Here is a 15,352-nt window from a genome sequence, read left to right on the forward strand (position 1 = left end):
TCCTTTAAGACTTTTGACTTTTGACTTTGTGACTAATTTAATCTGCTATATTCGGCGAAAGCCATTTGGTTGCCATTTCGGTAGAAATTCCTCTACGTTTGGCGTAATCTATTACTTGATCTTCTTTTATTTTTCCGAGTCCGAAATACTTACTTTGCGGATTTGCAAAATAATATCCCGAAACGGAACTGGCTGGCCACATTGCCATACTTTCGGTTAACTTCACTCCTATTTCTTGTTCTACATTTAATAATTTCCAAATTGTTGGTTTCTCCAAATGGTCTGGACATGCTGGATAACCTGGCGCTGGCCGAATTCCGTTGTATTCTTCTGAAATTAATTCTTGATTGGATAAATTTTCCTCTGAAGCATAACCCCAAATCTCCTTACGAACTTTTAAGTGTAAATATTCGGCAAATGCTTCTGCAAATCGGTCTCCGAGTGCTTTCACCATTATCGAATTGTAATCGTCAAATTGCTTTTCGAATTCGGTTGCTTTTTCGTCAACACCAAATCCAGTTGTAACACAGAAACATCCAATGTAATCCTGTTTTCCAGATTCTTTTGGCGCAATAAAATCTGCTAATGCAATGTTTGGTGCACCAGCGGTTTTTTGAGATTGTTGTCTTAAAGTTAGAAAGGTTGTTGGTTGATGGTTGATAGTTGATGGTTCTTTACTTTCGACTTTCGACTTTTGACTTTCGACTATAATATCATCGTCATTAATTGTATTTGCTGGAAAAATTCCGAGAATTCCTTTGGCTATCAACCATTTTTCTGAAACGATTTGTTGTAACATTTCTTGCGCGTCGGCAAATAAATTGGTGGCTTGTTCGCCTACAATTTCATCCGTTAAAATCGCAGGATATTTTCCGTACAATTCCCACGAATTAAAAAATGGTGTCCAATCTATAAAATCAACCAATTCAGAAAGTTCGACTTCAACGGTTTTTGTTCCGATGAAATTTGGTTTTACTGGCGTGAAATTATCCCAATCTAATTTTAACTTATTCTTTCTAGCTTCTTCAATCGAATGGAAATTTTTATCGCGACTTCTGTTCAAGTAACCATCACGCAACTTGTCGTATTCTTCACGGATTGCTTTTACATAACCTTCTTTGGTTTCAGCTTGCAATAAATTACTAGCAACCGTTACCGCACGCGAAGCATCGTTTACGTGAACTACAGTTTCTTTATATTCGGGTGCAATTTTCACTGCTGTGTGCGCACGAGAAGTTGTCGCGCCACCAATCATAATCGGAATTTTGATGTTTAATTTGTCCAATTCTTTTGCCAAATAAACCATTTCGTCAAGTGAAGGCGTGATTAATCCGCTTAATCCTATAATATCTACATCGTGCTCAATTGCGGCTTGAATGATTTTTTCTGGCGGAACCATAACTCCCAAATCGATGATTTCAAAATTGTTACAACCCAAAACTACCGCTACAATATTTTTTCCAATATCGTGAACATCTCCCTTTACGGTTGCCATCAATACTTTTCCTGCCGAAGATGATTTTCCGTCTTTCTGTGCTTCGATGAACGGCAATAAATAGGCAACAGCTTTTTTCATAACACGTGCTGACTTCACCACTTGTGGCAAAAACATTTTTCCGCTTCCGAATAAATCTCCAACGACATTCATTCCGGCCATTAAGTTTACTTCGATAACTTCGATTGCTTTTTCAGATTGTAATCGTGCTTCTTCAACATCAATTTCGATAAATTCGTCAATTCCTTTTACTAATGAATGTGTCAATCGTTCTTGAACCGAACCATTTCGCCATTCGGCAATTGCTTTTTCGTTTACTTTATAATCACCTTTGAAAGTTTCTGCTAAATCTAATAATCTTTCAGTTGCATCATCTCTCCTATTTAATAGCACGTCTTCAACGTGTTCTAATAATGTTTTGTCAATTTCATCATAAATCTCCAGCATTTCTGGATTTACGATTCCCATTGTCATTCCGTTTTGAATGGCATGGTATAAAAACGCCGAATGCATCGCTTCACGAACGGTATCATTTCCTCGAAACGAAAACGAAACGTTACTTACACCTCCAGAAACATTAGCATAAGGAAGATTTTCACGAATCCATTTTGTGGCTCTGAAAAAATCTAAGGCATTCAGTTTATGTTCGTCCATTCCAGTTGCAACCGGAAAAATATTGGGATCGAAAATAATATCTTGCGCAGGAAAATGAACTTCATTCACAAGAATATCATAACTTCTTTTACAGATTTCAATACGTCTTTCGTACGTATCGGCTTGACCGTCTTCGTCGAATGCCATTACGATTACTGCTGCACCATATCGTTTAATTAATTTGGCATGATGAATAAAAGTTTCCTCTCCTTCTTTAAGCGAAATGGAATTTACAACGGCTTTTCCTTGCACAACTTTTAATCCGGCTTCGATGATTTCCCATTTGGAACTATCAATCATAACTGGAACTCGAGCGATATCTGGTTCGGCAGCAATTAGGTTTAGGAATTTGGTCATAGCATAAACGCCATCCAACATTCCTTCGTCCATATTGACGTCTATTATTTGTGCACCACCTTCAACTTGCTCTCTTGCTACCGAAAGGGCTTCATTGTATTTCTCTTCTTTTATTAATCTGAGGAATTTACGCGAACCTGTTACGTTTGTGCGTTCGCCTACGTTGACGAAAATAGATTCTTCGGTGACGAAAAGCGGTTCTAGACCTGAGAGTTGTAAATTTATTTTGTTTGTTCTTGACATTTTATTTTCAATAATAACTCCGACAGAGTTTGAAACTCTGTCGGAGTTAAGTGTAAACTATACTTTTCTAGGTTTGAATTGTGCTGCGACTTCTGCAATTGCTTTTATGTGTTCTGGTGTTGTGCCGCAACAACCGCCAATTATATTGATTAAATCATCTTGTAAATATTCTTTAATTAATGCTTGCATTTCGATTGGCGTTTGGTCATATTGACCGAATGCGTTTGGTAATCCTGCGTTTGGATGCGCCGAAATATTGAGTTGCGTATTGTGTGCCAATCTTTTTAAATACGGTTTTAACTGATCTGCACCTAGTGCGCAATTGAAACCGATACTTAACAAATCGATATGCTGAATTGATATTAAAAAAGCTTCAACTGTTTGCCCTGATAAAGTTCTTCCAGAAGCATCTGTAATTGTTCCAGAAACCATTACTGGAATGTCGAGATTGCGTTCTTCTTTTACTTCTTCGATGGCGAAAAGTGCAGCTTTTGCGTTTAAAGTATCGAATATTGTTTCTACCAATAAAACATCGCAACCACCATCGATTAATGCTTCGACTTGTTGTTTGTAGGCAATTCGTAAATCGTCGAAAGTTACGGCGCGATATCCTGGATCGTTTACATCCGGTGACATTGACGCTGTTCTGTTTGTTGGTCCGATTGAACCTGCAACGAAACGTGGTTTGTCGGTGAATTCGTCGGCTACTTGTCTTGCTATTTTGGCGGATTCGTAGTTTAGCTCGTAAACTAGATCTTCCATGTGGTAATCTGCCATTCCGATTGTGGTTCCAGAGAAGGTGTTGGTTTCTACGATGTCGGCTCCAGCTTGAAAGTATTGTCTGTGGACTTCTTTTACAGCTGTTGGTTGCGTGATGGAAAGTAAATCGTTGTTGCCTTTTAATGGATGTGGAAAATCTTTGAAACGTTCGCCTCGGAAGTCTTCCTCGGAGAAATTATTACGTTGCAGCATGGTTCCCATTGCTCCGTCTAGGACTAGGATTCTTTCTTTTATTGCTTGGTTTATTTTTGACATAAATTTTTTGTTTCACGAAGATTCACTAAGTTTTCACTAAGTTTCTCTAAGTTTTATTTTATAACAATTTTTAAACCATTAAGTAAGTTAAGTTTTTTAAGAAATAGTTCTTATGGAAACTTGATTTCACAAAAATGGAATACTCTTTAGCCCTGATTGAAGAGGAAATCCTTTTACTTTTCTCATTAAAAAGTAAAAGATTGCATCGAAAAGCAGGAATAAGGTTTGCTGAAAATGCGCAAGCCATTCGCTCTTGATACTGAAACATGTTCAGTATGACAAGTTGGTCTAAAATTTATTTATGTTATTGTGAAAGTGAGAAGAAATTCTCGGGGTTATCTGTTTCTAGATACTGAAATAAATTCAGTATTAAGAATAGAATGTAGCACCTTCTACAATTGTAGGGTTGCTAAGCTTTCATCGAGTCTAATCTCTCCAGCTTTCGTGATAACAGTCAATAAGTTTATGAACACTGCAAAGTAATGACATAGAATTTTATTTTGCAAGTGTTTCTGAAAAATAAAAACCTACAACGATATAGTGTTGTAGGTTTTTGGGTGGAGTTAGTTGGAAAATAAAAATTGTTGGTATTTTGAATTGATTGAATTATAAAATAAAAGTCCCAAACAAACTAGTGTTAGGGTAAATCCTGTGAAATATACTGCCGAAAATGTGGTATTTATGATGATAGAAAGTATTAATAAGCGAGCAAATTCAAGGTGGAAAATCCAACGTTTTTGTTCGAGCATTGCGCCTGTAATTATTACACTCAAAACCAAGAATGTTGTGATAAAAAAAAGATTGGTATTAGTGAAATACTTTGAGAATAAAATTGCTAGAAAAAGTAATACAATTGTTGTGATTGTTTTTACTTTAATGGCACGGATAAGTTTATCTGAAAGTGAAATATGAGTTACTTTTTGTGATAATTTTCGTTCTAAAAAAGGTCGGATTCTTGGATCGTGATCGTTTGGGGAACCGAAGATTACTTTTAGCTTTTGCTGAGATGTTTTGGCTAATCTAACCGCTACAATAAGCTCTAAAAAATAGTGAAAATGCTGCCATAGAAAACTGTGACTTTCTAATGATTTTGTTAAACCGTATTGTGGTTTTACGGTTTCCTCGGCGTAGGTTCCGAAGAGTTTATCCCAGATAATTAGCATATCGCCATAGTTTTTATCAAGATATTCGGGATTACTACTGTGATGAACGCCATGATGAGTTGGGGTTACAATTATGTATTCCAGCCAGCCCAATCTTCCTATTAATTGCGTATGTGTAAAAAATGGATAGGTGCCGTGAATCAATAATAAAACTGTTATCATTTCGGCTGGAAAACCTATTATTGGCAATATGCTCCAAAATAATCCGCGTGCAACGGCTTGAATTACAGTGATTCGTGCAGCAGCCGTATAATTAAAATCCTCGCTTTGATGATGTACAATGTGTGCTGCCCAAAATAGATTTACTTCATGACCAACTCGATGGTACCAATACCAAACCAAATCGGTTGCGAGGAATAGTAAAACCCAAGTAATCCAATTAGCGTCAATTGTGAAAATTGAAAAATTTTTATTGAGCCATGTGAAAACAAAAAAGAAGGAACCTGTTGTTAGTAGATCGGTAATTCGTTCCACAATTCCAACGTTAATATTTGCGATACTTTCATTAAATCGGTGTATTTTTTTATTCCTTTTTCGACTAATAGTATATTCTAAAAACATAAAAAAGATAAAAAATGGAACCGCAAATGCAATTAAATCTAGTTTCATACTTATTTGATTTTTGTTTGTTGTTATATAAAATTTGCGGTTTGGTTTTGACGCGATTAGGACCAAACAGCTTCTTGAATTTTAATTTTTTCGGTAATTTTTAGAATATCCGTCAATACGCCACGAGCTGTAACTTCCTTTCCTGCGCCTGCGCCTTGGACGACAATTGGAATTTCACCGTATGATTTTGTATAGATTTCTATTAGATTATCGGCACCTTTTAATTGACCTAATGCTGTTGATTTTGGAACAGAAACCAATTTGACTTCTAACAATTGTAAAACAACATCGAGTTCGCCAACGTATCGTAAAACGTGATTTTCTGCTTGAGTGATTTTGGCAATACTGAAAGGTTTGTCAAATAATGTTTTGTTGATTGCGTATTGTGCTTTGGAATGGTTTTCGTTTAAATCTGGCAGCAAAAGTGACGAGATTTTAATGTCAGAAAACTCAAATTTTTGCTCGATTTCTCTTGCTAGAATTAATAATTTTCTTGCTACATCGTTTCCTGATAAGTCTTCGCGAGAATCGGGTTCGGTGTATCCGTTTTTTTCGGCATCGGCTAGAATTTTGGAAAACGAAGTTTCTTCAGATGAATATCTGTTGAAGATATAACTTAATGAACCTGAAAAAACACCTCTGATTTTCGTGATTTTTTCACCTGAAAAATGTAAATCGTTTATCGTCTGAACTACCGGTAAACCTGCACCGACATTGGTTTCATAAAGAAACGATTTATCGAAGACTTTCAAATTCTCTCGTAATTCGTTGTAGAAATTTAAATCTAAAGTGTTGGCTTTTTTGTTAGCAGCCACAATATTAAATCCGTTTTGGATTAATGGAATGTAGCTTTTTATAATTTCGGAACTTGCTGTGGCATCGACTGCAATTAGATTTTCTAATTGTTGTTCGTGCACATACTCTATTATATCTTCCACTCTAAACGGTATTGCCGATTGTGCAAAATTAGCTTCCCATTGATTTTTTACGCCTTCTTTTTCAAAAAAAGCGAGCGTTGAATTGGTAATAATTGGAAATCGCAAATCGATATTTCTTTTCTCGAGGAAGAATTTTTGACTTTCGATAACTTGGTTTATTAATGCGCTACCCACATTTCCGATTCCGAAAAGGATTACATTTATTCTAAGCGTTGACATATTTTTTTTGTTTTTGTTTGTTAAAAATAGGTTCTAAAATTTGGGCTAATTGGTCAAACTCAATTAAGAATGCATCGTGACCATGGATGGATTTTATTTCGTGATAGAAAACATTTTCTTTAATAGGTTTTAGAATTTCAAATGCTTCGCGGTTTTCATCTGGAATAAAAAAGTAATCGGTATCGACTGAAACTATATGAATATTGGCTGAAATTTTACTTGCGGAAACTTCAAAATCATTAGTTTCTTTAGTGATATCGATGGTTTTTAGCAAATGATTCATCAGTTTGTACGCGGATAATTTGAAACGGTTCTGCAATTTGAATCCGTGATTAACGAGCCAACTTTCTATCTGAAAATCATTCAATTGAGATTGTTTCTTTCTATTGAATTTTTTCTTAAACGATTGTGGCGTTCGGTACAAAAGCATGGCATGAAGTCGCGCATCCACAATTGGATTATCCGAATTATTCAGAATCTGATCTTGAACCAAAACATTAGCAATTACCCAATCGGAAGCTTTCCAATCGGTTGCAATTGGAATTAAATTTTGAAATTTATCGGGTTGTAAATTTGCCATTTCCCAAGCAATTCCGCCGCCTAAACTTCCTCCAATTAAAGCAAAAACAGTTTCTATTTCTAAAAATTCAATTCCTTCTAAAAAAATGTTTGCAATGTCTTTGGCTGTGAAATCTTTGTAATTCGTGATTAGATTTTCTGGATTTCCGTCAAATCCATTTCCAGGAATATTGAAAGCGATTATCGTGAAAAAATTAGTGTCAATAATATTATTTTCTCCAATTAAATCGTTCCACCAACCGTTTTCTCCAGTCACATTTGAATTTCCTGTTAACGCATGATTAACAATGACAATAGGAGCATTTCCTATTGGCTGACCAAAAGTCTGATAGAATAATGGAATTTCACTACTGAGTTTTCCACTTTCTAATTTGAAATTTAGAATCTCTATTTTTTGTAACATTTTTTATTTTTATAAACCAGTAAGGCATTAAGAAAATGAAGGTTTATGTAGATTTAAATAATCTTTTAAAAACTGCCTTCAATCGCGACATTGAAGACAGTTTCAACAAACAAAAACCTAATCTTTATTTTAAACTTCAATAGATTCGAACTCATGTACCAAAGTAACTTGAATTGGAGTTGGATTTATTAAATTATCGTAGACTGGACAACGACTTTCTACAATGCTAAGCCAATTTTGCAACTCTTCAGTTGTAGCTTCAGCATTTGGTTTTACAACTACATCGATAGTTTTAAAGCCTGCTCTTTCTGATGTTGGTTTTCCCAAAAATTTATCGACATCAAGTTCTCCTGTAATATCAACTTGCAATGATTTCAAATTAAGACCTAACTCTTTTGCAACTAAGGTTCCTACAGCATTAATGCAACCAGCATAACCGGCTAGAATATATTCTATTGGATTTGGTGCATTAAGTTCTGGGTGATTTTGATTGGTACTTATTCGAACTTCATGATTTTCAGTTTTTATGACAAACTGTTCTTGGTTTTTAGCATATCCTTTTATGTTTACAATTTTTGTGCTCATGATATTTATATTTTTTGAGTTTCGTTAATAGTTATGAATACTTCTTTTAAATCCGCTTTCAAATCTTCGATGTCTTCCAAACCAACAGACAGACGGATTAAATCTTTAGAAACTCCTGTTGTTTCTTGCTCAGCATCTGATAATTGCTGGTGCGTTGTACTTGCAGGATGAATAATTAATGATTTGGTGTCGCCGATATTGGCTAAAAGTGAAAATAATTTGGTTTGGTCAGCTACTTTTTTGGCAGCTTCAAATCCGCCTTTTAAACCGAAAGTAACGATGCCGCTTTTTCCTTCTGGTAAATATTTATCTGCAAGTTCTTTATATTTTGAAGTTGCTAAACCTGGATAATTTACCCAAGCTACTTCGTTTTGAGTTTGCAACCATTTTGCTAATTCCAATGCATTTTCAGAATGTTTTTTGATTCTGATTTCTAATGTTTCCAATCCTTGAATGGTTTGAAAAGCGTTGAACGGACTTAAAGATGCCCCGAAATCGCGCAACCCTTCAATTCGTACTTTGGCAATAAATGATACTGCGCCAAGTGCTTCGTAGTATTTTAATCCGTGATATCCAGCTGATGGTTCTGTGAATTCCGGGAATTTTCCATTACTCCAATCGAAGTTTCCTGCGTCAATGATTACGCCGCCAAGAGACGTTCCATTTCCTGTGATGTATTTTGTAAGTGAATGAATTACGATGTCGGCACCATATTTTATTGGATTTAATAAATAAGGTGTCGCAACTGTATTGTCAACAATAAACGGAACTTTATATGCTTTTGCTTCTTTAGAAATGGCTTCTAAATCCAAGACATCTAATTTTGGATTCCCTAAACTTTCTACAAAATATGCTCTTGTATTTTCTTGAGATGCTTTGGTGAAATTTTCGGGATTTGATGGATCAACGAACGTTGTTGTGATTCCAAGTCTTGGTAAAGTAACTTTTAGTAAATTGTACGTTCCGCCATACAGACTATTCGAAGCTACAATGTGATCGCCAGCTTTTAGAAGAGTTAAGAATGTTGTTGCAATTGCTGCCGTTCCTGATGCGGTAACGACTGCGCCGATTCCACCTTCCAATGTTGCTAATCGTTGTTCTAGAATGTCGTTGGTTGGATTGTTTAATCTTGTGTAGATAAATCCGGTTTCGGCAAGTCCAAAAAGATTGGCAGCATGATCAGAATTGTTGAAAACATACGATGATGTTTGGTAAATTGGGACAGCTCTGGTTCCTGCGTTTTTAGTAACATCGTGTCCTGCGTGAAGTGCGTTGGTTGAAAATTTTTGTGTGCTCATGATAATTGATTTTAGATATTAGATTTTAGATTTTTTGATAAGATGCTGAAATAAATTCAGCATAAAAAAAGTCCCTTTGGATGGCTTACCAAAAGGACTTTTACAATAGAAATATGAATTTCTTTTACGTTTTCCGTTTATGGTAATAGCAGCTGTCGATACAACACATTGTGCGCATCATCATGCAAGACATCATCATATTTTTTGCTATTACGTTCATTTCTTTTATGCTGAATTTAGTTAAGTATTTTTGATTTAGTACTTTATATTTTGAGATGCTGAATCAAGTTCAGCATAAAAAAAAACCTCTGCTATTGGCAGAGGTTTCATTTGAATATATTTTAAAAATTTAAAATTATGCAATAGAAGTGCTCTGCGGAATTTTCCACATCATACGACACATATTGCACATAATTAAATTCATTTTTACTTTGTTTTTGACGTTACAAACTTGATAACTAAATTTGAATTAAAAAAATTATTTTCAAATTTTAACATTTATCACTTAATTTAATTTCTGCTTTTTCATTTAATTTTTAATGATTTTACTAGTTCCAGATCCATTTAAAGTGTTGATTTTTAGGAAATAAATACCACTATTTAATTCTTCTAAAGAAATGGAAGAAAAGTCAGAGTTACTATTCTTTACAACTCTACCATTAATATCTGAAATTGTAATAGTAGTTATCTCTTCATTATTTAAATTGGAAATATTAACTATATTTTTCACAGGATTTGGATATACAGAAAAGTTATTTTTAAAGAAACTATCGGTACTTAAGGTTCGATCTACAGAAAACGTATCTATACCTATGTAATCCGAGTTTAAACCGGTTGGGCCACCGCTTGTAACAAAATAACGAAATGCTATTTTGCAACTTGTTGCTGTTGGGAAACCAGTAACAGTATAGGTATATTGCGTCCAAACACTTGGATATCCAGTAGATGTTAGCAATGGATTAATCTCTACTGCTAAAGTTGTATATCCTCCAACTCCTGTTGATCCAACTGGATTTGCAGCGGTTGCTAATCCAATTCTCATTTGCAATCTGTCAGCATAAACTGTTGTTCCAGGCGTTGTTGTTCTAGAATAAAAAGAAATAACATCACCATCCATCAAGCTTACAGCAGGAGTAAAAATCCAATTACTAATTGTATTGTTACCCGTTGTCGAATTAAAATTTGCACCCAAGTAAGAATTTGTTGGTCCAGCTTGAGCACTAAATGGTCCAGGTGTAGGAATAGCATCTGCAGGGTTTCCTTGAAACCACCCAACCGATCCAACTGTTGTACTCAAATTTAGGGTAGTCCAACTAGCAGGTGGTGCGACTGCAAAATTTTCTGTCAATAAATTTTGACTAAATGAAAAGCCAAAAGTTAAAATTAAAGAAATAGAAAGTAGAGTTTTTTTCATAATATTCAGTTTAATTAGTTATTAGTAATTCAAAATTAAATAGAATATTATTTTTATTAAGTTAAAATTACAATTTTAACAGTAAACAAAAGAATTCACTATTTTTTAAATGCAAAAGAATCGTTAATTGTTATCGCAATTTAAATTGGTTTTTATATATTTGCACTCGAAATACAGAGGAAAAATTTGAACTGATTGCAACCTCGTTAAAAAATGCTAAAGCAGAACTCCTTCTTTAGTCCATTTTCCTGCAATACTGTTTTTTTTCTTATTTCAAAATTTAATTTTAAATAAAAAATAAATTATATCATGGCTTATTTATTTACGTCAGAGTCTGTTAGTGAAGGACATCCAGACAAAATAGCAGATCAAATTTCTGATGCATTAATTGATAATTTTTTAGCATTTGATGCTGAATCGAAAGTAGCTTGCGAAACCTTGGTAACGACTGGCCAAGTTATTCTTGCAGGTGAGGTAAAATCAAACACTTATCTTGATGTTCAACACATTGCTAGAGAAGTAATTAGAAAAATTGGCTACACAAAAAGCGAATACATGTTTGAGGCCAATTCTTGCGGAATTCTATCTGCAATTCACGAGCAATCTGCAGATATTAACCAAGGTGTAGATAGAGCAAGTAAGGAAGAACAAGGTGCAGGAGATCAAGGAATGATGTTCGGTTATGCCACAAACGAGACCGAAAATTACATGCCATTGGCGTTGGATTTATCACATGCTTTATTGAGAGAATTAGCTACTTTAAGAAGAGAAAATAAGGAAATTACTTATTTACGTCCAGATGCTAAATCGCAAGTTACTTTAGAATATTCTGACGACAATAAACCACAACGAATCGATGCTATTGTAATTTCAACGCAACACGATGACTTTGATGAAGAAGCAGCGATGTTGGCTAAAATTAAATCGGATTTAGTTTCGATTTTGATTCCTAGAGTTAAGGCAAAATATCCTCAATATGCTCATTTGTTTAATGATAACATTACGTACCACATCAATCCAACTGGAAAATTTGTAATTGGTGGACCACACGGAGATACTGGATTAACAGGAAGAAAAATTATTGTTGATACTTACGGAGGAAAAGGTGCTCATGGTGGTGGAGCTTTCTCAGGAAAAGATCCAAGTAAAGTAGATCGTTCAGCGGCTTATGCTACTCGCCATATTGCTAAAAACTTAGTTGCTGCTGGAGTTGCTGACGAGATTTTAGTTCAAGTTTCTTACGCTATTGGAGTTGCAAAACCAACTTCTATCAACGTTGTTACTTATGGAACTTCGAAAGTAAATTTAACTGACGGCGAAATCAGTAAAAAAGTAGAAGCTATTTTTGATATGCGTCCGTATTTTATTGAGCAACGTTTGAAATTGAGAAATCCTATATACAGCGAAACTGCTGCTTATGGACACATGGGAAGAACTCCTGAAACAGTTACCAAAACTTTTTCTGCTCCAGGTGGATTGACAAAAACAATTGCAGTTGAATTGTTTACTTGGGAAAAATTAGACTTTGTTGATCAAGTTAAAGCTGCTTTTGGGATTTAATTTTTAGACAAAACAAACATAAAAAAACCTGACTATATTTCTAGTCAGGTTTTTTATTTTTACACATTAGATAATTATAAATTGTATTTTAAACTAAGAATAATATATCTTGGTTGCACTGTATATTGTGATGTTCTTGTTGAGAATTGCGAGAAACTATCGTCGTTTAAAGAAGTAGTATTTAGCAAATTGGTTGCTGCAACTTTGTATTCCCACTTACTGTCTTTTTTCTGATAAATCAAACTAGCTGAAAGGAAATCGTACTCATTATTAGTGGTTTTATCTTTACTGTAATAATGATAAAATTCATATTCAGAAACGAACGAAAAACTTTTCAAGAAATAGTAATCTAGTCTTGCAAAAGGTCTTTCTGTAAAGAACTTGGAAGTATTATTGGCATTATCATACTCGTTTACAACAAAATTGTAACCTACTTCTAAATTAGGCAAATTTTTATAGTTAGTTGAAGCTTTTACAGTATAATTTTGCGTAAAGCTTTCAGAAGAATTTAAAACTGAATTTTGAATATTATTGAATTTATTCCAACTTAGTCCGGCGCTCAAATTGGCTTTATAGTTTTTCAAAAATGAACGTCCGTAGTTACCATTTCCAGACAATGTTTCGTCTGCAAAATTAGAATTGTATGGAGATGATGACTGATTGATTCCGTCGAAATTAGCATTTGTTTTTATAGCATCAATACGTCTAGAATAACTTAAATTGGCAAATATATTTTCGAAATTAAACATGTTGTATTTAAAATATCGCAACGAATGAACTTCAGAAATAGAGTTTTCTAAGTTTCTGTTTCCTCTAAACAAATTGTTGTAGCTAGACAATACATATCCTTCGGCAAGCTGGTTGATGTCTGTAAAACTATTGGTGTACGAAAAATTATAAGTTAATGTTTCTGCTTTTTTCATCTGAAACAAGGCATAAAAATCTGGCAATACTCGGAAGAAATTTTGTTTGTTTTCTAAACCTACTTGTTGATTATTCATAGCATAATTATGGAAAGAAACCCCTGGTGTAAAGGTAAATTTCTTATATAAAAACTTGTAATGAAAGCCTAGAAAAACATCATTAAAGTCATAATTCACATCGTTTGCATTTTCAGGATTGTTTAAATTATTTTCGACTCCGTTATCTAGTATTTGAAATATTGAGGAGTTAAAATTTTGATGAGAATAGGTATTTCCTAATGTAATGTTGATGTTGCTTTTAGGCGTTACCATGTAATAATAATCAATTTTAGCATCTAATTTATTGGTTTTAACAAATCGGTTTTGTGATAAAATATTTCTGTCTTCACCAGACTGATATCCAATTAAGTTAAACGGTTGCGTTTGCAAATTAGCATTATAAAAAGGGTCTTCATCTTGATACAAATGTTGCATTTCTGCAGCAAATACATTTTTTTCGCTTTGAGTAAAATACAAACTTAAATTTTGATTAATCGATAACGGATTCTGCTTTTTATTTGTAAAAATAGTTTCAGAATTCGGAACAGAATTTACAATTGATTGACGGAGCAAATCGGTATTTTCATCTTGTTTTGAGATTTTTGTTAACACATCATAGTCAAATTGTACTTTGGCATTAGGTTTATAAGTTGAACTCAATTTAAACAATCCTAAATTACTTTTTTGCTTTGCAACTTCATCACTATTTTGTTGATCGCCTGTTGCTAAAATTGTTGATTTTGATTTTGTTTCCAAATCTGTTTGCGAAGCAGATAAAATTGCAAATCCGCTTAAAGACCAAGTTTTAGTTGGATTATAAGAGAAATTGGTTGCTCCAAACTGTGTTTCGATGTCTTTTGCACGGTTGTTTCTTAATAATGAAATTCCTAAATCATTAGAAGATACATTAAAACTAGAACCGCCTTTGCCCATCATGTTTCTAAATCCACCAGTGAATTTAAAATAATCTTGAACGGTAAGTGGTAATTCTCCAATATTATTGAAGTTAGTAATAATGTTAACACTGTATTTTGGACTGTAATAAAATAATTTTGGATTAACCAAATAGCGCTCTTCTTCATGAGCAACACCAATACCTGCAGTCATGTCACCAAACCAGAAGTTTTTCTTTCCTGATTTAAGTTTGATGTTCATAGCAATATTGTCTTGGTTATTTTCTACACCTTTTAAAATGGAGTTTTCGTTATAATTTCGAAGCACTTGTATTTTATCAATAGCATCGGCAGGAATATTTTTTACCCCTAATTTGGTATCGCCATCAAAAAAATCTTTTCCTTCAACCAACAGTTTGGAAACTTTTTTTCCTTCAACTTCTATTTCTCCATCTGCGTTAACCTCTACACCAGGAAGTTTTTTCAAAACATCTTCCAATTTGCGTTCAGTACCAGTTTTAAACGAGTCGGCGTTATAAACTATGGTGTCGCCTTTAATTGATACCGGCATTTCACGCACAATTTCTACTCCATCAAGTTCAATTCCACCAGCTTCCATGGTGATGTTTTGGGTAATATTTTCAGATTTTGTTACAACTGTAATTTCTTTGTTTTGCATTCCAATGTAACTTAATTTAATTGTGTAAGTGCTATTGGATTTTAAGTTTAAAACAAATTTCCCTTTGTCGTTAGTAATTGCATAAGCATCCATTCCTTTGGTAGCTTGATTTACAGCCATTACATTAGCCATTTCTAAAGGAGCTTTCCCAGATTCGAGAATTACGCCTTCAAAGCGGATATTTTGAGAAAATGAAATTGCTGATAACAATAAGGTAAATAGAAAAGTAATTTTTTTCATGATTTGAATTTTGGGAATCTAAAGTA

General features: G+C 34.0%; 10 protein-coding genes and 1 riboswitch. Of the genes, 1 reads left to right on the top strand and 9 read right to left on the bottom strand.

All coding sequences use genetic code 11. From position 1 onward, the window contains the following. Positions 1-37: 37 nt before the first annotated feature. From metH to ACZ098_RS04955, 8 genes are all read right to left on the bottom strand, one after another. The gene (gene metH / locus ACZ098_RS04920) at positions 38-2,749 is read right to left on the bottom strand and encodes a methionine synthase (protein WP_487310625.1); all 2,712 of its coding nucleotides are present in this window, start codon (positions 2,747-2,749) and stop codon (positions 38-40) included. Between the two features lie 57 nt (positions 2,750-2,806). Continuing rightward, complete coding sequence (locus tag ACZ098_RS04925) at positions 2,807-3,784, bottom strand: homocysteine S-methyltransferase family protein (RefSeq protein WP_487310626.1); 978 nt, start codon at positions 3,782-3,784, stop codon at positions 2,807-2,809. Between the two features lie 332 nt (positions 3,785-4,116). Beyond that, a riboswitch (SAM riboswitch) is annotated at positions 4,117-4,238 on the bottom strand. 109 nt (positions 4,239-4,347) lie between these two features. Continuing rightward, a complete protein-coding gene (locus tag ACZ098_RS04930; RefSeq protein WP_487310627.1) occupies positions 4,348-5,556 on the bottom strand; it encodes a sterol desaturase family protein in 1,209 nt (402 codons plus the stop codon). A 56-nt stretch (positions 5,557-5,612) separates the two neighbouring features. Beyond that, a complete protein-coding gene (locus ACZ098_RS04935; RefSeq protein ID WP_487310628.1) occupies positions 5,613-6,713 on the bottom strand; it encodes a homoserine dehydrogenase family protein in 1,101 nt (366 codons plus the stop codon). Further along, the gene (locus ACZ098_RS04940) at positions 6,700-7,695 is read right to left on the bottom strand and encodes an alpha/beta fold hydrolase (protein ID WP_487310629.1); all 996 of its coding nucleotides are present in this window, start codon (positions 7,693-7,695) and stop codon (positions 6,700-6,702) included. The genes ACZ098_RS04935 and ACZ098_RS04940 overlap by 14 nt, the downstream gene beginning before the upstream one ends. Before the next feature lie 129 nt (positions 7,696-7,824). Beyond that, positions 7,825-8,280 carry an OsmC family protein gene (locus tag ACZ098_RS04945; RefSeq protein ID WP_487310630.1) on the bottom strand — a complete coding sequence of 152 codons (456 nt, stop codon included), beginning with the start codon at positions 8,278-8,280 and terminating at the stop codon, positions 7,825-7,827. Positions 8,281-8,285: 5 nt separating this feature from the next. Beyond that, positions 8,286-9,578 (bottom strand): O-acetylhomoserine aminocarboxypropyltransferase/cysteine synthase family protein, encoded by a 1,293-nt coding sequence (locus ACZ098_RS04950; RefSeq protein WP_487310631.1) that lies wholly within the window; start codon positions 9,576-9,578, stop codon positions 8,286-8,288. 529 nt (positions 9,579-10,107) lie between these two features. Beyond that, complete coding sequence (locus ACZ098_RS04955) at positions 10,108-10,992, bottom strand: T9SS type A sorting domain-containing protein (RefSeq protein WP_487310632.1); 885 nt, start codon at positions 10,990-10,992, stop codon at positions 10,108-10,110. Positions 10,993-11,301: 309 nt separating this feature from the next. Between ACZ098_RS04955 and metK the strand changes: the two genes are divergently transcribed. After that, positions 11,302-12,552 carry a methionine adenosyltransferase gene (metK, locus tag ACZ098_RS04960; RefSeq protein ID WP_487310633.1) on the top strand — a complete coding sequence of 417 codons (1,251 nt, stop codon included), beginning with the start codon at positions 11,302-11,304 and terminating at the stop codon, positions 12,550-12,552. A 74-nt stretch (positions 12,553-12,626) separates the two neighbouring features. On the opposite strand, the gene ACZ098_RS04965 is transcribed toward metK, so the two are convergent. After that, complete coding sequence (locus ACZ098_RS04965; RefSeq protein WP_487310634.1) at positions 12,627-15,326, bottom strand: carboxypeptidase-like regulatory domain-containing protein; 2,700 nt, start codon at positions 15,324-15,326, stop codon at positions 12,627-12,629. Between the last annotated feature and the right edge of the window lie 26 nt (positions 15,327-15,352).

It is taken from the genome of Flavobacterium sp. SP2 (genome assembly GCF_057626655.1).

What these genes read in the sequence shown, in the direction of transcription:
- ACZ098_RS04945 (WP_487310630.1), bottom strand. Translation starts at nt 8,280, where the DNA reads ATGAGCACAAAAATTGTAAACATAAAAGGATATGCTAAAAACCAAGAA.
- ACZ098_RS04940 (WP_487310629.1), bottom strand. Translation starts at nt 7,695, where the DNA reads ATGTTACAAAAAATAGAGATTCTAAATTTCAAATTAGAAAGTGGAAAA.
- metH (WP_487310625.1), bottom strand. Translation starts at nt 2,749, where the DNA reads ATGTCAAGAACAAACAAAATAAATTTACAACTCTCAGGTCTAGAACCG.
- ACZ098_RS04955 (WP_487310632.1), bottom strand. Translation starts at nt 10,992, where the DNA reads ATGAAAAAAACTCTACTTTCTATTTCTTTAATTTTAACTTTTGGCTTT.
- ACZ098_RS04925 (WP_487310626.1), bottom strand. Translation starts at nt 3,784, where the DNA reads ATGTCAAAAATAAACCAAGCAATAAAAGAAAGAATCCTAGTCCTAGAC.
- ACZ098_RS04965 (WP_487310634.1), bottom strand. Translation starts at nt 15,326, where the DNA reads ATGAAAAAAATTACTTTTCTATTTACCTTATTGTTATCAGCAATTTCA.
- metK (WP_487310633.1), top strand. Translation starts at nt 11,302, where the DNA reads ATGGCTTATTTATTTACGTCAGAGTCTGTTAGTGAAGGACATCCAGAC.
- ACZ098_RS04930 (WP_487310627.1), bottom strand. Translation starts at nt 5,556, where the DNA reads ATGAAACTAGATTTAATTGCATTTGCGGTTCCATTTTTTATCTTTTTT.
- ACZ098_RS04950 (WP_487310631.1), bottom strand. Translation starts at nt 9,578, where the DNA reads ATGAGCACACAAAAATTTTCAACCAACGCACTTCACGCAGGACACGAT.
- ACZ098_RS04935 (WP_487310628.1), bottom strand. Translation starts at nt 6,713, where the DNA reads ATGTCAACGCTTAGAATAAATGTAATCCTTTTCGGAATCGGAAATGTG.